Below are 19,873 nucleotides of genomic sequence, written 5' to 3'. Positions count from 1 at the left end.
ACCGGGCGTGCAGCTCCACCCGGGCGCCTCCCAGGTCGCACGCGTACGCTCGCCAGAGGCCACCCCCGCCTCTGCCCCTCGAGGAGTCCCTCATCCACCGTCGACCCATCGTGCTGGTGCACGGCACGCGGACGTCGTCCGTCATCTGGCGACGACAGGTGGAGGCCCTCGAGCGATCGGGTCACCGCACGATCGCCCTGGACCTGCCCGGGCACGGGCTGCGGGCGCACGAGCGCTTCAGTCTCGCGGGCGCGCTGGCCGCCATCGACGACGCCGTGGACTCCTGCCCCGAGCCTCCACTGCTGGTGGGCCTGTCCCTCGGCGGCTACACGAGCCTGGCGTACGCGCGCCAGCACGAGGACAAGGTCGCGGGCGTCGTCCTGGCGGGATGCTCGACGGAGATCAAGGGCAAGCCCTTGAACGCGTACCGGCGCGCCTCCGGCATGCTCACGCGCGCGCTGCGGATGGGCGGTCCCGACTGGCACGTGGTGACCGACATGCTCACGGAGCTCGCCGGGTACTCCCCGCTGGCGGACCTTCGTCGCACCGCGGTGCCCGTCTGGCTGGTCAACGGGCGGCGCGACCCGCTGCGGCTCGACGAGCGCCGGTACCTCGACGCACGTCCCGGCACCCGGCTCACCGTCGTCCCGCGCGCCGGCCACGACGTCAACTCGCACGCGCCCGTCGCGTTCAACCGCATCCTGCTCGACGCGCTGCACGAGCTGCGCAACCGCGGCGGACTCGCGATCGCCTGAGCGCGCGCGGCGCAGCAAGGCGCCCACCGCCAGGCACAGTAGGGGTGTGGACCCCGCGCAGCTCGCCGACGCCTCGCGGCTGCGCACCCGTGCGACCGTGCTGCACGCCGACGCGGACTCGTTCTTCGCGGCGGTCGAGCAGCGCGACAAGCCGTCGCTGCGCGGCCGCCCGGTGCTCGTCGGCGGCACCGGGCCCCGAGGCGTCGTGTCCACCGCGTCCTACGAGGCACGCCGCGCCGGCGCACGCTCGGCGATGTCGATGAGCAGGGCGCGCCGGCTCAGCCCGGCGGCCGCGGTCCTGTTCCCCCGGTTCGAGGCGTACTCGGCGTACTCGCGGATCATCATGGCCACGCTGGGCACGCTGTCGGAGCTGGTCGAGCCGCTGAGCATCGACGAGGCGTTCGTCGACCTGGAGGCGGGTCCCTTCGCCGACGACCCCGCCGGCGCGGCCGCGGACGTCCGGGCGCAGATCCGGGAGCGCACCGGCCTCGCCGTCTCGATCGGCGTCGGCCGGAGCAAGCTGATCGCCAAGCTCGCGTCGGACGCCGGCAAGCCGGACGGGCTGCTGGTGGTCGAGCCTGCCGACGAGGACGACTTCCTCCTGCCGCTGCCCGTGCGCGCGGTGCCCGGCATCGGACCGGCGACGGCGGCGGCGCTCGAGCGGCTGGACGTCCGCACGGTGGCCGACCTGCGCCGGCAAGAGCTCGACGTCCTGACGATGACCGTCGGCGAGTCGTCCGGGGTCAACCTCTTCCGGCTGGCCCGCGGCATCGACCTGCGCCCCGTGGCACCCGGCGGCGAGCGCAAGTCGGTCGGTGCGGAGCGCACGTTCGCGGAGGACATCTTCGGTGCCGAGCTGATCGCGGCCGCGATCGACCGGGTGGCCGACGAGGCGCTGCGTCGGCTGACCGCGCACGGCGGCGGCGCGCGGACCGTCGTCGCGAAGGTGCGGTTCGCCGACTTCACCACCCTGACCCGGTCGGTCACGCTCCCCCAGCCCTCCGCCGAGCCCGCCGAGCTCCGGGCGGCCGCCCACCAGGCCGCGCGCGCCGCGGGGATCAGCGACTCCGTGCGGCTGCTCGGGGTGTCGTTCCATAACCTGTCCGCGCACGCGCAGCTCACCCTGCCGTGGGGCGACGACGAGCCCGCTCCGGATGTCGACGACGACCTCGACGACACCCCGGCGACCCTCGGCCTGCTCACGGAGGAGAACGCGCGACCCGGCCTGGACGTCGAGCACCCGAGCCTCGGCCGCGGCTGGGTGGTGCACGTCCGCGGTCGGCAGGCGACCGTCCGGTTCGAGAGCGTGGACACGCCCCCGGCACGATCACAGGTGCTCGACCTCGACACCGACCCGCTGCTGCTGGTGCCGCCGCTGCCCCCTGAGGGGGTCACCTGAGCACCTGACGGCTCCGTCGGTCGTTCTCCCGGTCGATGGCCTCGACCAGCTCGGCCTTGCTCATCCGCGAGCGCCCGTCGATCCCCAGCTCCTTCGCGAGGTCGTACAGGTGCGCCCTGCTCGCGTTGGCGTCCACCCCGCCCGCCGTCGGGGCGTCCGAGCCGTACCCCTCCTCGGCGCGCCGGTCGGACGGCCCGGACTCCGCCTTGGGCCGCCAGCTGTCGCCGACCTTCTCGTGGGTGTGCTTGAGCGCGGCGAACGCGACGCGGTGCGCTCGCTCCTCGTCGCCGTCGTACTGGTCGATCGCCGCGTCGTACGCCTGCGCGTACGTGCGCTGCGCCTTGGCGTCGGAGCGCTGCAACGTGCTCGGCAGCTCGCTCTGCTTCGCGTCCCCGGATCGTGTCGTCTTGGGCACGGTGCACCCCCTCACGTGTCTCCTTGCGACGATCGTGGTCCGCCCACCGCGGCACCGCCACCGCGCCCGCAGGCCGTGGGCCGTTGGTCACTGGTCCGCGGGGCGGCTCCCTCGGACGATGGATCTGTCCCTGTCAGCCGGTCGCCGGACGTCCGCGCCCTCGGGGGCCTCGGGCGACGGCGCCCGAGCCGCCGCGACGACCGGGAGAGCAGACGTGTCACGCAGCAAGGCGCAACCCAGGCCCGGGCACGTCGAGATCGAGAGCGCTCACGGCAGGGTGGCCGCGTACGCGCGGCACCCGAACGGCGGCGGGCTGGTCGAGGTCACGGCGCGCGTGCACGTGGGCGCGACCGTGCACGAGTCCGCGTACGTCGAGGCCGGTGCGGTCGTCGGCGACGGCACCCACATCGGCGCCAGCAGCTGGATCGACTCGGACGTGATGATCGGCGCGCGCGTGCACATCGGCCGCAACGTCCACCTCGGCGCGGGGTCGCGGATCGCCGACGGGGCTCAGATCAACGCCGGAGCCCGCATCGGCGAGGCCGCCGTCGTCGCCACGGGGGCGCGGGTGAGCACCGACACCGTGGTCCCGCACGGGGCGGTCGTGCTCGGGCCCGCCCGCCGGTCGCCCCGCTCGGACTTCGGCACCGCCGCCTAGGTCCACGCCGGACGGGCCGGTCTACGCTGGGCGGGCATGAGCTTCCTCTACGAGGAGCGCACCTCGCCGTCCCGCTTCGTCGACGTCGTCTGGCACACGGTCGACACCACCGACGGCACCTATGTGGCGTCCGCCGACGCGCGGTGGGACATGATCTTCACCGTCATGGGCAACGCCCACCGCGTCCTGCTCAGCGGTCCGTCCTCGCAGCCGACCCTCGTCCGCTACACCGCGGGCAACCGGAACCTCGGGATCCGCTTCGCTGCGGGCGCCTACTTCACGCACGTCCCCGTCGAGGCGATGCGCGACCAGACCGTCGAGCTCCCGATGGCCTCCCCCGCGAGCTTCGTCCTCGACGGGACGCGGTGGCCGTTCCCCGGGACCGACGACGACCGCGTCGAGGACCTCATCGGGTTGCTGGCCGGGCGCGGTCTCCTGGCGCTCGACGACGTGGTGGACTCCACGCTCGCCGGCCGTCCGGTCCCGCTGTCCACCCGCAGCGTCGAGCGGCACTTCACGCACTCCACGGGGATGAGCCCGCGACGCGTCCGGCAGATCGCCCGGGCACGCGAGGCCGTCGGACGGCTCCAGCACGGCACCGGCATCGCGGACGTCGCGCACGCCCTCGGCTATGCCGACCAGTCCCACCTCACGCGCGACCTCAAGCGGCTCACCGGGTACACCCCCGCGCAGTCCCAGGACCGCGACGAGCCCGTCTGAGTGTCGCCCGGGTTCAAGACACGGCGCCCCCTGGCGTGGCTGACTCACCAAGTCGGACACCAGCACGAGGGAGAGGACGCACGCCGTGGACATCCGACCGTACGAGATCGCCATCCCCGCCGCCGAGGTCGACGACCTGGCCGAGCGGCTCACCCGCACCCGATGGCCCGCCGACCTCACGTCCGGGTGGGAGCGCGGCACCCCCGTGTCCTACGCACAGCGTCTCGCCGAGCGCTGGCGCACGTTCGACTGGCGTGCGCAGGAGGACCGGCTCAACCGGCTGCCACAGTTCCTCGCCGACGTCGACGGCCAGCCGGTCCACGGCCTGCACGTGCGATCGAGCCAGGACGGCGCCACGCCGCTGCTCCTGTGCCACGGCTACCCCGCGTCGTTCGTCGAGTTCGCGACGCTCGCACCCGCCCTCGCCGAACCCGAGGACGGCGGCCCGGCGTTCCACGTCGTCGCGCCCTCGATCCCCGGGTTCGGGTTCTCCACCCCGCTCGCCGGCCACGGGTGGGACCTCGTCCGGACCGCCTCGGCGTTCGACCGGGTGATGGTCGGGCTCGGCTACGACCGGTACACGGTCTTTGGCGGCGACGTCGGCGCCGGCATCAGCGAGCAGCTCTGCCTCGATGCGGGAGACCGCGTGATCGCCTCGCTCGTGTCCACCGATCCCGGGGCCATCGCGACCGCGTACACCCCGCCGACCGACCACCTGACCCCCGAGGAGAAGGAGCGGCACGAGGCCCTCAAGGCGGCGCGCGCCGAGGACTTCGGCTACCTCCAGGTCCAGACGACCCGGCCGCTGAGCGTCGCCTACGGGCTGACCGACTCGCCGGTCATGCAGCTGACGTGGATCGCGGAGAAGTTCCAGGAGTGGACCGACCCGTCGCGCGAGCTGCCCGAGGACGCCGTGGACCTGGACGACCTGCTCACGCTGGTCAGCGTGGCGTGGTTCGGCCGCGGTGGGGACGGCGGCGCGAACCTGCTCTACGAGGCCGCGCACGCCCCCATGGCGTGGGGGCGCACGCACGACCGCCCGCAGGGCATGGTGGCGTTCGGTGAGGAGCCGCTGATGCGTCGCATCCTCGATCCGCACGGGCATCTCGCCTACTGGGCCGAGCATCCGCGGGGCGGTCACTTCCCCGCGATGGAGCGCCCGCAGGAGCTCGCCGGGGACATCCGGGCGTTCCTCGCGTCGGTCCCGGTGGGCTGAGGGTCTGTCGGGATGTGGGTGGTGTGCGGTCTGATCGTGTCGGGCGGTCGCGTGGGCGGCCGCTGACGACCCAGGAGGACCGCGATGGCGACGATCGTCTCGACCCTGTTCATCTCTCTCGACGGCGTCGCCGAGATCGACCCGGCGTGGCACTTCCCCTACTTCGACGAGAACATGGGCGCCGCGGTCGGCGAGGACTACGAGGACGTGGACGTGCTGCTGCTCGGGCGCGTCACCTACGACAGCTTCGCGGGCGCGTGGCCGGAGCGGGAGTCGGCGGGCGGCCAGGACGCCACGTTCGCCGCGCAGCTCGGTGACGTCCGCAAGGTGGTGGCGACACGCGGTGCGCAGGAGCTGGGCTGGCGCAACGCCGAGGCGGCACCGGACGTCATCGCCGCCGTCACGGCGCTGAAGGCCGACCCCGGCATCGGGAAGGTCCTCGTCGCCGGGTCGATCTCCGTGGTCCGCCAGCTGCTCGCCGCCGGACTCCTCGACGAGCTGCGCCTGCTGGTGCACCCCGTCGCCGCGCGCGCCGGCGAGCGGCTGTTCGACGACGGCGAACCCATCTACCCCCTGCGGCTGCTGCGCTCGGACGTCTTCCCCACAGGGGTCGTCCGGCTCGTCTACGCGCCGAGCCAGCTGCCGGGAACCCAGGGGTACGACGACGTCACCGACAAGGTGCCCGGTGCCGCCTGACCGCGTGACGTGGCCCCAGGCGCTCGCCTGGCGCATGCGACGACAGCTGCTGGACCCGATCGGCGACGCGACGCCCGCCGAGGTGGTGCGGACGCTGGGCGCCGTCCCCGCGCAGAACGACGCCTCGACGGAGCTGGCGATCGGCGCCCGGCAGCGTCGCCCGGAGCCGGGCGCGGTGGCTCGCGCGATCGCCGAGGGCGCGCTCGTCCGCACGTTCGCGTTCCGCGGCGCCGTCCACCTGGCGACGCCCGAGGACGCCGGCGTCTACCTCGCGCTGCGCGCGTCCAGCCGGATGTGGGAGCTGCCCAGCTGGCGGACCTACTACGGGCTCGCCCCGTCGGACTGGCCCGCGTTCCGGCAGGCGGTGCGCGACGCCCTCGCCGGCGGGCCGCTCACCCCCGCGGCTCTCGGGGCCACGCTCACCGCCGAGCCCACGTTCCACCATCTGGAGAAGGTCTTCGCGGACAACCCGTGGACGCTGATCAAGGCGCTCGCCTGGCAGGGCGACCTCTGCTTCGGTCCGTCGCGCGACGGCCAGGCGACGCTCCAGCGGCTGGACGCCAACCCGCTCTGGGCCGGTCTCGTGGAGGTCGACGACGCCGGACCCCGGGCGGTCGAGTCCTACGTCCGGGCGTACGGGCCGACGACACCCACGCACCTGCAGTACTGGCTCGGCGAGGGGCTGGGCGTCCGGCGCGGGCACCTCCGGACCTGGATCGCCGGTCTCGGGGAGCAGCTGGCCACCGTAGAGGTGGAGGGCGAGCCGGCGCTCGTCCTACAGGAGGATCTGGAGGAGCTGGTGGCGGCCCGCCCGACGAGGACCGTCCGGCTGCTGCCGCGGTACGACCAGTGGGTGCTCGGACCTGGGACGGCCGACCTGCACGTCCTTCCTCCCGCGCAGCGCGCTGCGATCAGCCGGGGCGCGAACATCGCCGTGGTCGGGGGCGCCGTGCGCGGGACCTGGTCCCAGTCGGCCGACGAGGTCCGGGTGACGTGGTTCGACGCGGCGCCCCCGCGGGCTGCGGTCGAGGACGAGGTCGAGCGGCTGGGGACGATCCTCGCGACGCCGCTGAGGCTCGCCGCCGACCCGCGCTGAGCGTGCGAGACCGCGCTGCTGGCGCAACCGCTGGCCGCGTTGCTAGCGTCCGCGTGCCGCACAGGCGCACGGGGCGACCGTTGCCCCATCGACTTCCACGAGTAGGGACTGGCCCCATGAGCATCGGATGGCGTCTGCACGGCGATGGACGCACGGTCCCTGTCGGCGAGGTCGTCGCCCCCGACGAGCGCCTCAGCTGGCCCCGCACGGTCGGCATCGGCATGCAGCACGTCGTGGCGATGTTCGGGGCCACGTTCCTGGTCCCGCTGCTGACCGGCTTCTCCCCGGCGACGACCCTGTTCTTCTCCGCCGTCGGCACGGTGGTGTTCCTGCTCATCACGCGCAACAAGCTGCCGAGCTACCTGGGCTCCTCGTTCGCGTTCATCGCCCCCATCGCCGCAGCGACCGCCACCGGCGGGCAGTCCGTGGCACTGGGCGGCATCGTCGTCGTCGGTGTGCTGCTCGCCGCCATCGGCGCCGTGGTGCACTTCGCCGGGTCGGGGTGGATCGACACGCTCATGCCGCCCGTCGTCACGGGCACGATCGTCGCGCTCATCGGCCTGAACCTCGCCCCGGTGGCCTGGGGGACGTGCTCGCAGAGCGTCGTCGATGGGGCCATCGTCGAGACGTGCAGCAACGGCTTCCGCGCGGCACCCATCACCGCGCTGGCCACCCTGCTCGCGATCATCCTGAGCACCGTGCTCTTCCGCGGCATCCTCGGTCGGCTGTCGATCCTGGTCGGCGTCCTGGTCGGCTACGCGGTGGCCAACCTGCGCGGCGAGGTCGACTTCTCGGGTGTCCGCGCCGCCGACTGGGTCGGGTTCCCCCAGTTCCTCACCCCCCGGTTCGACGTCGCCGTCCTCGGGCTGTTCGTCCCCGTCGTACTGGTCCTCGTGGCCGAGAACATCGGCCACGTCAAGTCCGTCGCCGCGATGACCGGGCACGACATGGACCCGCTGGCCGGCCGCGCCCTCTTCTCCGACGGCATCGCGACCACCCTGGCCGGGCTCGGCGGCGGCTCGGGCACCACCACCTACGCCGAGAACATCGGCGTCATGGCCGCCACCAAGGTGTACTCCACGGCCGCATACTGGGTCGCCGCGGCCACGGCCCTGGTGCTCTCCCTCTCGCCGAAGTTCGGTGCGGTGGTGGCCTCGATCCCCGCAGGCGTCCTCGGCGGGGCGACGACCGTCCTCTACGGGATGATCGGCATCCTCGGCGCCCGGATCTGGGTGCAGAACAGGGTCGACTTCTCCGACCCGAAGAACCTCACCACGGCCGCCGTCGCCCTGGTCATCGGCATCGCCAACTTCACCTGGGCCCCTGGCGACCTCGTCTTCGGCGGCATCGCGCTCGGCACCGCCGCCGCGCTGATCATCTACCACCTGATGCGCGTGCTGGCCGACTGGCGCGGCACCAGCCAGGAGCCCGCCTCCCCGGCCTCGGTCCCCGCGGTCGACCCTGTGGGCCGGTAGCCGCCGCCGGACCCCGCCGGACCTGACGGGTCCGGCGGGTCCGGATCCCAAGACGGTGGATGACGTCCGCGCCGTCTGGTCGCATCATGGCTGCACGCCGGCAACGGGGCCGGCGTCGCACCGGTGACGACACCGGACCCGAGCTGGGCGGTCGACGATGACGAACCCGCGAACGACGGCCCTCTGGGCGGCCGCTGCCCTCGCCCTCGCCCTCCTGGTCGTGCTGGTCTCGTCCAGCGACACTCTCTGGACGTCGTGGCCCGGCGCCGCCGTGCGGTTCGGGGGCATCGTCGCCGTCGCGGTGGGGCTCTACACGCTGGCCGGTCGCTGGGACCGCCGAGCCCGGTCCGAACGGGCCTGAGAGACGAACAAACCCCCGATCCGCGTCTCCGCAGATCAGGGGTTGCTCGTCGCTGTCTCAACGAGTGTCCGGAGGGGGACTTGAACCCCCACGCCCGTTAGGGCACTAGCACCTCAAGCTAGCGCGTCTGCCATTCCGCCACCCGGACAGGTGGACCGCAGGGCACCCGGAGGCGCCCTCAGGTGCGGCAGAAAAGATAGCACGGCGCGGCGGGCGAGCACGCATCGGCCCCCCGAGGCAGACTGGCGGCAGACGCCGAGACAGCAAGCCCTCGGCCGCGAAACAAGGAGCCCGATGACCGACACGAGCACCTCGACGGGACGGGCTCCTGCCAGCCCCACGGCGCGGAAGGTTGCCGGTGCCCGCCGCAACCCGAGCGCCTACGGCACGGAGCACACCGCCCCGCGCTGGCTTCGTGGTGCTGCGGGTGTCTCGTGGCGGCTGCTCGTGGTCATCGCGATGGTGGCGCTCATCTTCTACGCCACGTCCCAGGTGCAGCTGCTGTTCATCGCCGTGTTCCTCGCGTTCGTGTTCACCGCGGTCCTGCGGCCGGTCGTCGACTTCCTCGCCCGGTGGATCCCCCGCGGGGTCGCGACCGCGCTCGGCCTGCTCGGCGGGATCGTGTTCTTCCTCGGGCTGCTGACGTACGTCGGCTACTCGATCGCCAACCAGTGGACCGACCTGACCAAGCAGTTCAGCAACGGCATCGACCAGATCACCGAGTTCCTGGAGAACGGCCCGCTGCCGTTCACCATCACGAACGACCAGATCGCCGAGTGGATCAGCAACGGTCAGCAGTGGGTGCAGGAGCACGCCGGGGACCTGGCGGGCCAGGCGGCCGCGGGTGCGGGGTCGGTGGTCGAGGTGTTCACGGCCCTGGCGCTCGCGATCTTCTGCACGGTGTTCTTCCTGGCGCGGGGCCGCGAGATGTGGACCTGGTTCCTCAACCAGCTCCCGTCGCGGGTGCGCGAGAGCTGGAAGACGGCAGGTGGCGCCGGCTGGTACACGTTCTCCGGGTACACCCGCGGCACCGTGATCATCGCGGTCACCGACGGCATGCTCGCGTTCATCCTGCTGAGCATCCTGCGCGTCCCGCTGTCGGCGCCGCTCGCCGTGCTGGTGTTCATCGGTGCGTTCATCCCGCTGATCGGTGCGCCGCTGGCGATGGTCATTGCGATGATCGTCGCCCTCGCCGCGAACGGCCTGCTCTCCGCCGCGATCGTCGGTATCGGCATCGCCCTGATCGGGCAGTTCGAGGGGCACATCCTGCAGCCGATCGTGATGGGCAAGCAGGTGTCGATCCACCCGGTCGTCATCGCGCTCGCCGTCACCGCGGGAACCTTGACCGCCGGCATCCTCGGCGCGGTCATCTCGGTGCCGCTCGTGGCGGTGTGCTGGGCGATCTTCTCGCGGCTGCGCACGCTGGACCCGCCGATGGAGGAGGACGAGTCGGACGACGCGGTCGAACCCGTGGAGAGCGTCGAGGAGATCGACGACGACGAGGCCGTCAAGCAGCCCTGAGCCTCAGCGGAAGTCGCGCGACGCCGACCTGACCTTCAACGACATCGGGGCCAGGTGCTCCGCCACCAGGTTGGTGGCACCGTCCGCCCGTTCCAGCCGACCGCGCACCACCAGGGCGCGGGACGTCCGGGCGACCTTGCGGAACTTCTGCCACAGGCCGGCCGAGCAGATGACGTTGAGCAGCCCGGTCTCGTCCTCCAGGGACAGGAACGTGGTCCCGCCGGCGGTGCCGGGGCGCTGGCGGTGCGTGACGACGCCGGCGACAGCCACCCGTCGGCCGATCTCGTGCGTGTACGCCTGCTCGACCCGCAGGACGCCGGCTGCGTCGAGCCCGTCGCGCACGAACTGCGTCGGGTAGGAGTCGACGGACACGCCCGTGGCCCACACGTCCGCGGTGGCGATCTCGACGTCGCTCAGCCCGGGCAGCGTCGGCGCACTCACCCCCACCGAGACGCCGGGCAGCGTGTCCGGCCCTTCCTGCGCGAGCGCCCCTGCCGCCCACAGCGCCTCCCGCCGCGTGACGCCCAGGCTGTCGAGCGCCCCGGCGGTGGCGAGCGCCTCGAGCTGCGCGGTCGACAGCTGCACCCGCCGCACCAGCTGCCGCAGGTCCGCGAACGGGCCGTGCGCGCGGCGCTCGTCGACCACCCGCTGCGCCACGTCCTCCCCCACCGACCGCACCGACGCCAGCCCGAGCCGGACCGCCAGCGACCGGTCGCCGTCCCCCGTCCGCACCCCCGGCGCGGTCACCGGACCGGTCCCGCTGGGCGTCGGGACCAGCCGCGGCTCACCGCCCGCGGGCGTCGGACCCAGGCGCTCGACGCACGCCTGCACGTCGGACGCCTGCACGTCCGGGCGCAGCACCTCCAGGCCGTGCCGACGGGCGTCGGCGGCCAGGCTCTGCGGGGAGTAGAAGCCCATCGGCTGCGCCGCGAGCAGCCCCGCGTAGAACGCGGCCGGGTGGTACACCTTCAGCCACGCGCTGGCGTAGACCAGGAACGCGAACGAGTACGCGTGCGACTCGGGGAAGCCGAAGTCGGCGAACGCCTTGAGCTTGTCGAAGATCTCCGTCCCGGTCTGCTCGTCGATCCCGTGCCCGGCCATGCCCGACATCAGCCGGCCGCGCATCGCCTCCATCCGCTCGGTCGACCGCTTCGAGCCCATCGCGCGGCGCAGCTGGTCCGCCTCCGCGGGGGTGAAGTCGGCGACGTCGATGGCCATCTGCATGAGCTGCTCCTGGAACAGCGGCACGCCCTTGGTCTTGGCCAGCGACTTCTCCAGCAGCGGGTGCAGGTACGTGACCGGCTGGCGGCCGTGCGCGCGCTCGATGTACGGGTGGACCGAGCCGCCCTGGATGGGACCGGGGCGGATGAGGGCGACCTCGATGACGATGTCGTAGAACGTCCGCGGCTGCAGGCGCGGCAGCGTGCCCATCTGCGCGCGCGACTCCACCTGGAACACCCCGACGGTGTCCGCGGCGCTGAGCAGGTCGTACACGCGCGGGTCCTCCGCAGGCAGCCCGTGCAGGTCCAGCTCCTCGCCCTCGTGGTCGCGCACGGACGTGAACCCGATGCGCAGCGCGGTGAGCATGCCGAGGCCCAGCAGGTCGAACTTCACCAGCCCCGCGTCCGCGCAGTCCTCCTTGTCCCACTGCAGCACCGTGCGGCCCGGCATGCGTGCCCACTCCACCGGGCACACCTCGATCACCGGCCGGTCGCACATGACCATGCCGCCCGAGTGGATGCCGAGGTGCCGCGGGAGCCGCAGGAACCGGTCCGCGAGGTCGATGACGTGCTCGGGGATCTCGTCGAGGTCGCTGGCCGACGGTGGTCGGACCGCCGGGACCACGTCGTGCCCGTCGGCGGTGGCCAGACCCGGCGTGTCGACGCCCTTCGGCGCGCGCAGCACCGACGGCGGCTCCCACGTGTTGCCCCACATCGAGGCCTGCGTGCGGCGACGCACCTCGCGGTCCGTGGTGGGCACGGGACCGACGTGGTCCACGTGCGGGCGCGCCGGCCGTCCCGATGACGACGGCTTCTCGGGCGGAGGCGGAGGCGCGTCCGACCGCAGGCTCCCCCACCGCTCGATCGACGACGCCCACGCATCCTGCTGCCCCGCGTCGTACCCGAGCGCCCGCGCCGCGTCCCGGACGGCCGACCGCGGCCGGTAGGAGATGACGTTGGCCACCTGCGCGGCGTGCGTCCGCCCGTGCTTCTCGTAGACGTACTGGATGACCTCCTCGCGGCGCGCGGACTCGATGTCCACGTCGATGTCCGGCGGACCGTCCCGCTCGGGCGCCAGGAACCGCTCGAACAGCAGGCCGTGCCGTACCGCGTCCACGGCCGTGACCCGCAGCGCGTAGCAGACCGCCGAGTTGGCGGCCGAGCCGCGGCCCTGCGCGAGGATCCCGTTCCTGCGGCAGAAGTCGACCAGGTCGTAGACCACGAGGAAGTAGCCGGGGAAGCCGAGGTCCTCGATGACGGTCAGCTCGTGCGCCAGCTGCGCGTACGCCCCGGGCACCCGCTCCGACTCCGGCGGCCCGTACAGCTCCAGCGCGCCCCGGCGTACCAGCTCGCGCAGCCACGTGGCCTCCGTGTGGCCCGGTGGCACCGGGTAGGGCGGGAGCTGGGGCGCGACGAGGGACAGATCGAACGCGCACTCGTCGGCCAGGTCCGCCGCGGTCACCACGGCCGACGGGTGCCGCCGGTGCAGCGCGAGCATCTCCGTGGCCGACCGCAGGTGCGCCATCGGGCCGCCGGGCAGCCAGCCGTCCAGGTCCTCCAGCGAGGAGCGCGCGCGGACGGCGGCGAGCGCGGCAGCCAGGTCGGCGTCCCGCGGGGTGGCGTAGTGCACGTTGCCCGTGGCCACGAGCGGGAGCCCGGCGTCGGCCGCGAGGAGCGCGAGGGCGTCGGCGCGGTCGGCGTCGTACGGGTCGCCGGCCGCGGTGACCTCGACCGCCACGTTCTCCCGACCGAACAGGGCGACAAGCTTGTCGAGCTCGGTCCGGGCCGCCTCGACGCCGGCCGCGGTCACCTCGGTGACCCCCGACGGGTCGCCGCCGGCGAGCGCGCGCCGGACCGACCCCTTGCGGCAGCCGGTGAGCACCAGCCACTGCCCGGCCGCGGTCGCGGCGAGCTCGTCGAGCCGGTAGTCCGCGGCGCCCTTCTTGCCGGTGCGCAGGTGGGCCTCCGCGATCGCGCGGGACAGTGCACGGTAGCCGTCGGGTCCGCGCGCGAGCACCAGGAGGTGGGACGCGCGCGGGTCGGGGACGCCCGTCGGCAGGTCGAGCACGGGCGGTCCGGGCGTGACGCGTGCGGCCTCCCGGGGGTGCCGCCGACCGTCCGGCGCGGGCAGGTGCAGCTCTGCCCCGAACACCGTGGGCAGCCCGACGGCCTTGGCCGCCTGCGCGAACCGCACCACGCCGTACAGCCCGTCGTGGTCCGTGAGCCCGAGCGCGCGCAGGCCGAGCCGGGACGCCTCCGCGGCGAGCTCCTCGGGCTGGCTGGCGCCGTCGAGGAAGCTGAAGGCGGAGTGGGCGTGCAGCTCCGCGTACCGCGGCGGGAACGCCGCACCACGGTCAGTCATACGTCGCCTCGCACGTCCAGCCGGTCGCCGTGCAGGCCAGGAGCACCGCCCGGCCGTCGTCGAACGTCACCTGCAGGTGCGCCCGCAGGCCCGGGCGGTCGTCGGCCGCCACCCACCAGCGCTCGCTCAACAGCCACGGCCCGGCCCACCCGACGACGGCGCGCGGCTCGTCGGCGGCGGACCGCGCCCGCTCGACAGCGACGTCCCACGGCTCGGCCCGACGACGCCCACGTGACGCGTCCACGGGTGCCTCGCGCCCATGCGGGGCACCCCTGCGCCGGTCTGGGCGTGCCACACGGTCGTCGTCGAACTCCCGCGGCAGCCACCGCACCCACGCCGGCTCCCTGCTCATCCCGCTGCGCACGTCGAGCACCACGGGTTCCCCGCTGGCGTCGCGCACGTCCACCCGGTCGGGCGGGTCCAGCACGGTGGCCGGCGCCGGATCGGGCAGCCGCCCGGGCCAGGGCCGGTCCACCGGCCGCGCCGGCTCGGTCTGCTCGCCCCACGGCTGCAGGTGCACCTGGTCGCGCACGTCCCGGCCGCCCTGCAGCGTCGCGACGAGGATCCCCGACCCCCCGACGATCCCCTGCACCCGGTCGAGCGCTCGGTGCGCACGCAGGTCACCGCCCGACGGTCCGCCCCACAGCCGCCCCTGCTCGGCGCCCGCGGAGGCGACGTCCAGAGCGGTGATCGCGAGGTGGACCAGGGTGACCGGGCGGGACTCGTCGTCGGGCCACGGATTGGTCGGCAGGTCATCGTGCGCCCACGGGTCACGCCCCGACGCGACGGCGTCCCGCGCCGTCCGCGAGCGGGCGCGGGCGGCGGGGTCGTCGGCCGCCCGGCTCCGCGCGGTCTCGATCGCGCTCGACGCCAGCCAGCCCTCCAGCTGCCACCGGATGCGGTCGGTGATCCGGGCGGGGGTCAGCCCGCCCCAGCCGCCCAGGTCGGTCCGCCAGGTGCGCACCAGGTCGGTGCCCTCGTCGGTACGTGCCGCGATCTGCAGGCGGCCGCACGTCACGGAGTGCTGCATGAGCAGCGCGTGCAGCTCCTCGGCCAGGCGGCGACCGGCGAACGTCGCCGAGTCGACCCGGTCGAGCGGCGGGTCGAGGGCGGTGGCCACCTCGAGGTCGGCCTCCGGTCGACGCCGGGCGGGCGGGCGTTCGTCGTCGCCGCGTGCGAGCAGCTGCGCCCACGCGCCCAGCCGGCCGAAGCGGGCGTGCACGTCCGTGGGCGGCAGGGCGGCGAGCTGCCCGAGCTGCCGCAGCCCCAGGCGGTGCAGCAGGTCCACCAGCTGAGCCACCGCGGTGGCGGCCTCGTCGGTGACCGCCGCGTGCACCAGCTCGCTCATCGCCCGAGGCGCCAGGTACGCCGCCGACGCCCCCGCAGGCACCACCGCGCCGGTCCGGGTGGCCAGCACCGCGGCCAGCAGCCCGTCGGCCGTGCCCACCGCGCACTCGTGCCCCGACCCGGCCGCGACCGCGTCGATGAGCAGCTCCGCGAGCGCCTCCTCCGACCCGTGGTACCGGCTGGCCCCGCCCGCGGGCAGCAGCAGCATCCCGGCGCGGACCACCTCGATGCCCGCCACCACGGTCTCTGCCGCCGCCGCGACCGGCTCGAACAGCCGCACGTCCCGGGCGTCGTCCGCGGGCAGCAGCACCAGCTCGGGGCAGACCCCCTGCGCCTGCCGCCGCCGCATCCCCCGGCGCACCCCCTCCGCCCGGGCGAGCGCCGACACCGCGGTGAGCTGCCGCCCGTCGTGCACGGCGGTCGGCACGTGCGGCGGCACCTCCTCGGACGTCGCCGCGGCCACCACGGGCCAGTCCGGGACCCACAGGACGGTCGTGCGCGTGCTCATCCGACGAGCCTCAGGCTCGGTGCCGGCGCCTCGACCTGCGGCGCCGCGGTCGAACCGATCGGCAGGGTCAGGTCGAGCGCGCGCGGCACGGCGGCACTCCCCCGTCCTGTGCGGACCAGCCGGATCTCGTGTGTGCGCAAGCGCCCCTCGCCGGCGTCGACCCCCGTCCACCGGCCCGACTCGACCGTGAGCACCACGCCCGCGCCCGGCCAGTCGGCGGTGGACAGCAGCACCGACCCGCGGTCCCGGGCGCGCGCGGACAGCTTCCTGCGGTCCGCGTCCGTCAGGGCTGCCTCGGGACCGACCACCACCACGTCGACACCGTCGAGCAGCGCGGCCACCACGGTCGGGGCCTCGAGGCCGGGGCGCGGCACCACGGCCAGCCGGTCGAGCGACACCCCCGCCTGGGACGCGGCGAGCAGGCCGATGGTCGGCTGGCCGACGACGGCCGCCCACGCTCCGCCGGCGCACGCGTGGGCGAGCATGGCCAGCACCAGCGACGTCGATCCCGTGACCACCGTGGTGCCTCCACGACGCAGCCCCTCGGGCAGGATCGGGGCCAGCGGCGGCGGGACCGCCATCGGGGGGCGCTCGCTGGTGATGATGCCGGCGGTGGGCTGCTCGACAGGCACGTCGGGCCGGTCGGGCACCAGGGCGACCACGGGGGCGGAGGGCTCCACGACTCCCCCGAGCGGCAGCACGCTGCGCGCCCCCGTGCGCTGCTCGGCGCGCGCGAGGGCGGCCCGTGCGAGCATGACCCGGTCCTCGCGCGACATGGTGTCGACGGACATTGCGGACCTCCCCTCGACCGGCCGATGAGAGGGTGCTCTCGAGACCTTCATCGAACATCTGTTCGAAGTATCTCAGTACACGCTGACACTCCCTGCACTGTCAATCCGCGGCGTGCCGAAGGGGTGATGGCGCAGGTCTCGGCTACGTTCTCGTCGCCCGGCAGCGTCGCCGGCGACCAGGAGGGCACGTCATGGGAGTCGTCGTCGGGATCTACCGCCTCGCACTGGCGGCGATCACGTTCCTCGCACTGTTCTGGGCGCCGAGCACCGGCGTGACGTTCGACCTCGAGGACTACGTCTACTTCACCAACCAGTCGAACCTGATGCTGGCCGTGGTGATGCTCTGGGGCGGCATCGCCGTGCTCGCCCGGCGTGCCGAGCCGCCGCCGTGGCTGTTCGGTGCGGTGACGCTCTTCCTGCTCATCACCGGGCTGGTCTCGTACCTGATCCTCGACCCCGCCCCTCCGGGCGAGGAGGTCATCGCCCTCGGGCTCACCCACGACCAGCTCGTGCACCGCCTGACGCCCATCGCGACGTTCGTGCACTTCCTGCTCCTGGTCCCGCACCGCCGCCTGCGCATCCGCACCGCCGCGTACTGGCTGCTCTACCCGGTGGCGTACTGCACGTTCAGCACGGTCCGCGGCCTGCTGAGCCCCACCAGCGACTACCCCTACGGCTTCGTCGACGTCGCGGAGCTGGGCTACGACGGGCTGGTGCTCAACGTGCTCATCTACGGCGTCGGGTTCTTCGTGCTGGGCCTCGTCCTGGTGGGCCTCGACCGGCTCCTGCCCGCGCGGGCGGTCCTCGGCCGGCACGAGCCCGCGCCGATCCCGCGCGCGCCGCTGGTCCCCGCGGAATGATGTCGCCATGCCCGTGAACCTCACCCGTCCCGTCGCGCCCGACCCCTACTCGCTGCTCCCGGCGGTCCCCGACTTCACGCTGACCAGCGACGACTTCCGGGCGGGCGAGCGCCTGCCGGACGTGCACACGAACACCGACGCAGGCAGCAACCTCTCACCGCAGCTGTCCTGGGAGGGCTTCCCCGACGCCACGCGGTCGTTCCTGATCAGCTGCTTCGACCCGGACGCGCCCGGCCCGGCCGGGTGGTGGCACTGGACCGTCGCGGACGTGCCCGCCACCACTACCTCGCTCGCCCGAGGCGCCGACCTGCCCGCGGGTGCGTTCGCCCTGCGCGGCGACGACGGCCAGGCCCGCTACGTCGGCGCCGCGCCCCCGCCGGGGGACCAGGTGCACCGCTACTTCTTCGTCGTGCACGCCCTCGACGTGCCCTCCCTCGGACTCGGCCCGGACGCCATGCCGGGCGCCGCGAACACCGCGGTCACCTTCCACACGCTCGCGCGGGCGGTCCTCGTCGGGACCTACCAGCAGTGACGCTCGGCACGCTGACCTGGGTGCGCGCGCTCGACCGCCCCGACCTGCTCGCCGTCCCCACGCTCGCGGCGATCGAGGCGTGGGCCGCGACCGACCCGACGGTGGCCGAGGCGGTGCTCGTCACGGAGATCGACCCCGACCTCGCGGACACCGCCGCACTGACCGAGGCCTACCAGCTGCCGCCTGCCGCATCGGCCAACTGCGTGCTCGTCGCGGGTCGGCGCGAGGGCGAGGAACGGGTGGCCGCAGCGGTCGTCCGGGCGACCACCCGTGCGGACGTGAACTCCACGGTCAAGCGGCTCCTCGACGTCCGCAAGGCGTCGTTCCTGCCCATGGACCGCGCGGTCGAGGAGTCGGGCATGGAGTACGGCGGCATCACCCCGCTCGGGCTGCCCGCCCGCTACCGCGTCCTGGTGGACGGTCGCGTCGCCGTGGACGATCCCGCGGCCGGGCCGACCGTGATCATCGGCAGCGGAGTACGCCGGTCGAAGATCGCGCTCCCCGGGGCGCTCCTGGCCCGAGCGCCGGGCGTGGGCGTCATCGAGGGCCTCGCCCTAGCATAAACTTTCTTCGAGTAGCATCGGAGGCAAGTTTACGACGCCGTCGGGGAGGTGGGCATGGGCACCTACGTCACGCAGCAGTGGACACCACGCGCGACCGACGGGGTCCCTCGCCGGTTCACCCGCTCGGGCAGCTACCAGGCGTTTGTCCCCGACTCGCTGCTCGGCCTCGACGTGCACCTCGACGCCGGCACGACGGAGCTCCTCGACGAGGCGGAGAGCCGCGCCCGGGAGGCGGCCGACCTCGCCGCGCACGCCGGCCTCGGGCAGATCGGCGACCTGCTGGTCCGCTCGGAAGCGGCCGCGTCCTCCCTCATCGAGGGGTACGAGCCGACGCCTCGCGCGGTGGCCGTCGCGGACTTCGTGGCGCGCGGCCGCGAGTCCGCCGTCACCGTCGCCCGCACTCTGCACGCGGTGCGGGAGTCGGTGGAGCGCGCTCTGGACCCCGACGTGTCGCTCGTGTGGGACGCCGTAGAGCTCCAGAGGCTGATCGCACCGCGGCACGCGGGCGTCCGCACCGAACCGGTGTGGATCGGCGGCCGGACCCCCCTCGAGGCGCACTACAACGCGCCTCCGCACGAGCTCGTCCCCGGTCTGCTCGACGACCTCGACGCCTACCTGGCGTCCCGTCGGCACCGCCCTGTCCTCGCTGCCGCCCTCGCGCACGCGCAGCTGGAGACCATCCACCCCTTCGCCGACGGCAACGGCCGCGCCGGCCGGGTCCTCATCGGGACCGTCCTGGCCCGCTACGGCGTCGCGCCGCGGATCACCCTGCCCGTCAGCACCGCGCTGTTCCGCGACCGCGAGCGCTACTACGCCGCGCTCGACACCTACCGCCGCGGCGACCAGGGCGCCGCGATCGTGACGGTCGTCGCCGAGGCGGTCGTCGCGGCGGCCGCCGACGCGCTCGCCCTCTCGGGTCAGGTGACGGACTGGCAGAGCCGGCAGACCGACACCCTCGACGCCTACCTGCGGGACAGGTCGCCGACCGGCCGCGTCCGGCGCGGCGTCGCGCACCGCGTGGTCGCCGACCTCCCCACACACCCCGTGCTCGACGCGGCGTCCGTGGCGGCCCGGTACGAGATCACCGGCGTCGCGGCGCGCAACGCCCTCGACTCCCTCGCCGCGGCGGGGGTGCTGCGCACCGACAGGAAGGCCGACCGCACCCGCACCGTCTACGTCGCCACGGAGCTGCTCGACCTCGTCGCGGAACCGGGGATCGCCCCCGACGCGGAGCCGGGGAACGCCGTCGACCTCCCCGTGGCGGCCCCCGAGCACGAGGCAGAGACCGCGTGCGGCGCCTGGCTCCCCCGCGCCGGTCGAGCCTGCCGCCTGCCGCGCGGCCATCAGGGCCAGCACCGCTGACGTCAGCGCCTCTCGC

The 19,873-nt window shown here is 74.0% G+C and carries 18 protein-coding genes and 1 tRNA gene; 14 read left to right on the top strand and 5 right to left on the bottom strand.

Going from position 1 to position 19,873, the window contains the following annotated elements; genetic code table 11:
• The first annotated feature begins 110 nt into the window (after positions 1–110).
• Both AC1DXT_RS18945 and AC1DXT_RS18940 read left to right on the top strand, forming a co-directional pair.
• A complete protein-coding gene (locus AC1DXT_RS18945; protein ID WP_477062845.1) occupies positions 111–755 on the top strand; it encodes an alpha/beta fold hydrolase in 645 nt (214 codons plus the stop codon).
• Between the two features lie 46 nt (positions 756–801).
• On the top strand, positions 802–2,154 hold the full coding sequence (locus AC1DXT_RS18940; protein WP_477062844.1) for a DNA polymerase IV: 1,353 nt from the start codon (positions 802–804) through the stop codon (positions 2,152–2,154).
• On the opposite strand, the gene AC1DXT_RS18935 is transcribed toward AC1DXT_RS18940, so the two are convergent.
• On the bottom strand, positions 2,147–2,569 hold the full coding sequence (locus AC1DXT_RS18935) for a ChaB family protein (RefSeq protein ID WP_477062843.1): 423 nt from the start codon (positions 2,567–2,569) through the stop codon (positions 2,147–2,149). The two genes, AC1DXT_RS18940 and AC1DXT_RS18935, sit on opposite strands and share 8 nt — an antisense overlap.
• Positions 2,570–2,783: 214 nt before the next feature.
• Here AC1DXT_RS18935 and AC1DXT_RS18930 point away from each other — a divergent pair, with 214 nt between their 5' ends.
• From AC1DXT_RS18930 to AC1DXT_RS18900, 7 genes are all read left to right on the top strand, one after another.
• Entirely contained in the window at positions 2,784–3,227 is a 444-nt protein-coding gene (locus tag AC1DXT_RS18930; RefSeq protein ID WP_477062842.1) for a transferase, read from the top strand.
• 36 nt (positions 3,228–3,263) lie between these two features.
• Positions 3,264–3,947, top strand: coding sequence for a helix-turn-helix domain-containing protein (locus AC1DXT_RS18925; protein WP_477062841.1), 684 nt, complete (start codon positions 3,264–3,266; stop codon positions 3,945–3,947).
• 85 nt (positions 3,948–4,032) lie between these two features.
• Positions 4,033–5,163, top strand: a complete 1,131-nt coding sequence (locus AC1DXT_RS18920; RefSeq protein WP_477062840.1) for an epoxide hydrolase family protein — start codon at positions 4,033–4,035, stop codon at positions 5,161–5,163.
• A gap of 84 nt (positions 5,164–5,247) precedes the next feature.
• Positions 5,248–5,859: a dihydrofolate reductase family protein gene (locus AC1DXT_RS18915; protein WP_477062839.1), complete on the top strand. Its 612-nt coding sequence runs from the start codon at positions 5,248–5,250 to the stop codon at positions 5,857–5,859.
• A 4-nt stretch (positions 5,860–5,863) separates the two neighbouring features.
• Positions 5,864–6,955 carry a DNA glycosylase AlkZ-like family protein gene (locus AC1DXT_RS18910; protein ID WP_477062838.1) on the top strand — a complete coding sequence of 364 codons (1,092 nt, stop codon included), beginning with the start codon at positions 5,864–5,866 and terminating at the stop codon, positions 6,953–6,955.
• A gap of 116 nt (positions 6,956–7,071) precedes the next feature.
• Complete coding sequence (locus tag AC1DXT_RS18905; RefSeq protein ID WP_477062837.1) at positions 7,072–8,430, top strand: uracil-xanthine permease family protein; 1,359 nt, start codon at positions 7,072–7,074, stop codon at positions 8,428–8,430.
• A 157-nt stretch (positions 8,431–8,587) separates the two neighbouring features.
• Positions 8,588–8,791 (top strand): hypothetical protein, encoded by a 204-nt coding sequence (locus AC1DXT_RS18900; protein WP_477062836.1) that lies wholly within the window; start codon positions 8,588–8,590, stop codon positions 8,789–8,791.
• A 65-nt stretch (positions 8,792–8,856) separates the two neighbouring features.
• Here the strand turns inward: AC1DXT_RS18900 and AC1DXT_RS18895 are convergent.
• Positions 8,857–8,939: transfer RNA gene (locus AC1DXT_RS18895), tRNA-Leu, on the bottom strand.
• A gap of 146 nt (positions 8,940–9,085) precedes the next feature.
• Here AC1DXT_RS18895 and AC1DXT_RS18890 point away from each other — a divergent pair.
• The gene (locus tag AC1DXT_RS18890) at positions 9,086–10,312 is read left to right on the top strand and encodes an AI-2E family transporter (protein WP_477062835.1); all 1,227 of its coding nucleotides are present in this window, start codon (positions 9,086–9,088) and stop codon (positions 10,310–10,312) included.
• Positions 10,313–10,315: 3 nt separating this feature from the next.
• Here the strand turns inward: AC1DXT_RS18890 and AC1DXT_RS18885 are convergent, their stop codons facing one another.
• The 3 genes from AC1DXT_RS18885 to AC1DXT_RS18875 are packed head-to-tail and all read right to left on the bottom strand — an operon-like array spanning position 10,316 to position 16,540.
• Complete coding sequence (locus tag AC1DXT_RS18885) at positions 10,316–13,894, bottom strand: PHP domain-containing protein (protein ID WP_477062834.1); 3,579 nt, start codon at positions 13,892–13,894, stop codon at positions 10,316–10,318.
• On the bottom strand, positions 13,887–15,749 hold the full coding sequence (locus AC1DXT_RS18880) for a DNA polymerase Y family protein (RefSeq protein ID WP_477062833.1): 1,863 nt from the start codon (positions 15,747–15,749) through the stop codon (positions 13,887–13,889). The genes AC1DXT_RS18885 and AC1DXT_RS18880 overlap by 8 nt, the downstream gene beginning before the upstream one ends.
• Positions 15,746–16,540 carry a hypothetical protein gene (locus AC1DXT_RS18875; RefSeq protein ID WP_477062832.1) on the bottom strand — a complete coding sequence of 265 codons (795 nt, stop codon included), beginning with the start codon at positions 16,538–16,540 and terminating at the stop codon, positions 15,746–15,748. Before AC1DXT_RS18875 ends, AC1DXT_RS18880 begins: the two co-directional genes overlap by 4 nt.
• 191 nt (positions 16,541–16,731) lie before the next feature.
• Here AC1DXT_RS18875 and AC1DXT_RS18870 point away from each other — a divergent pair, with 191 nt between their 5' ends.
• Genes AC1DXT_RS18870 through AC1DXT_RS18855 form a run of 4 tightly spaced genes read left to right on the top strand, consistent with a single transcriptional unit; the run spans position 16,732 to position 19,857 of the window.
• Positions 16,732–17,400: a Pr6Pr family membrane protein gene (locus AC1DXT_RS18870; protein ID WP_477062831.1), complete on the top strand. Its 669-nt coding sequence runs from the start codon at positions 16,732–16,734 to the stop codon at positions 17,398–17,400.
• 7 nt (positions 17,401–17,407) lie between these two features.
• Complete coding sequence (locus AC1DXT_RS18865; protein WP_477062830.1) at positions 17,408–17,932, top strand: YbhB/YbcL family Raf kinase inhibitor-like protein; 525 nt, start codon at positions 17,408–17,410, stop codon at positions 17,930–17,932.
• Between the two features lie 20 nt (positions 17,933–17,952).
• Complete coding sequence (locus AC1DXT_RS18860; RefSeq protein WP_477062829.1) at positions 17,953–18,495, top strand: YbaK/EbsC family protein; 543 nt, start codon at positions 17,953–17,955, stop codon at positions 18,493–18,495.
• Between the two features lie 54 nt (positions 18,496–18,549).
• Positions 18,550–19,857: a Fic family protein gene (locus AC1DXT_RS18855; RefSeq protein WP_477062828.1), complete on the top strand. Its 1,308-nt coding sequence runs from the start codon at positions 18,550–18,552 to the stop codon at positions 19,855–19,857.
• Positions 19,858–19,873 lie beyond the last annotated feature (16 nt).

The organism is Cellulomonas sp. P1_G12_2 (assembly GCF_056405535.1).
Note: the sequence above shows the minus strand (reverse complement) of the source record. Positions and strands in the feature narration are given on the sequence as shown.

Excerpts from the sequence above, each read along its gene's own strand:
- AC1DXT_RS18925 (WP_477062841.1), top strand. The coding sequence starts at position 3,264 with ATGAGCTTCCTCTACGAGGAGCGCACCTCGCCGTCCCGCTTCGTCGAC.
- AC1DXT_RS18915 (WP_477062839.1), top strand. The coding sequence starts at position 5,248 with ATGGCGACGATCGTCTCGACCCTGTTCATCTCTCTCGACGGCGTCGCC.
- AC1DXT_RS18905 (WP_477062837.1), top strand. The coding sequence starts at position 7,072 with ATGAGCATCGGATGGCGTCTGCACGGCGATGGACGCACGGTCCCTGTC.
- AC1DXT_RS18900 (WP_477062836.1), top strand. The coding sequence starts at position 8,588 with ATGACGAACCCGCGAACGACGGCCCTCTGGGCGGCCGCTGCCCTCGCC.
- AC1DXT_RS18890 (WP_477062835.1), top strand. The coding sequence starts at position 9,086 with ATGACCGACACGAGCACCTCGACGGGACGGGCTCCTGCCAGCCCCACG.
- AC1DXT_RS18885 (WP_477062834.1), bottom strand. The coding sequence starts at position 13,894 with ATGACTGACCGTGGTGCGGCGTTCCCGCCGCGGTACGCGGAGCTGCAC.
- AC1DXT_RS18880 (WP_477062833.1), bottom strand. The coding sequence starts at position 15,749 with ATGAGCACGCGCACGACCGTCCTGTGGGTCCCGGACTGGCCCGTGGTG.
- AC1DXT_RS18875 (WP_477062832.1), bottom strand. The coding sequence starts at position 16,540 with ATGTCCGTCGACACCATGTCGCGCGAGGACCGGGTCATGCTCGCACGG.
- AC1DXT_RS18870 (WP_477062831.1), top strand. The coding sequence starts at position 16,732 with ATGGGAGTCGTCGTCGGGATCTACCGCCTCGCACTGGCGGCGATCACG.
- AC1DXT_RS18865 (WP_477062830.1), top strand. The coding sequence starts at position 17,408 with ATGCCCGTGAACCTCACCCGTCCCGTCGCGCCCGACCCCTACTCGCTG.
- AC1DXT_RS18855 (WP_477062828.1), top strand. The coding sequence starts at position 18,550 with ATGGGCACCTACGTCACGCAGCAGTGGACACCACGCGCGACCGACGGG.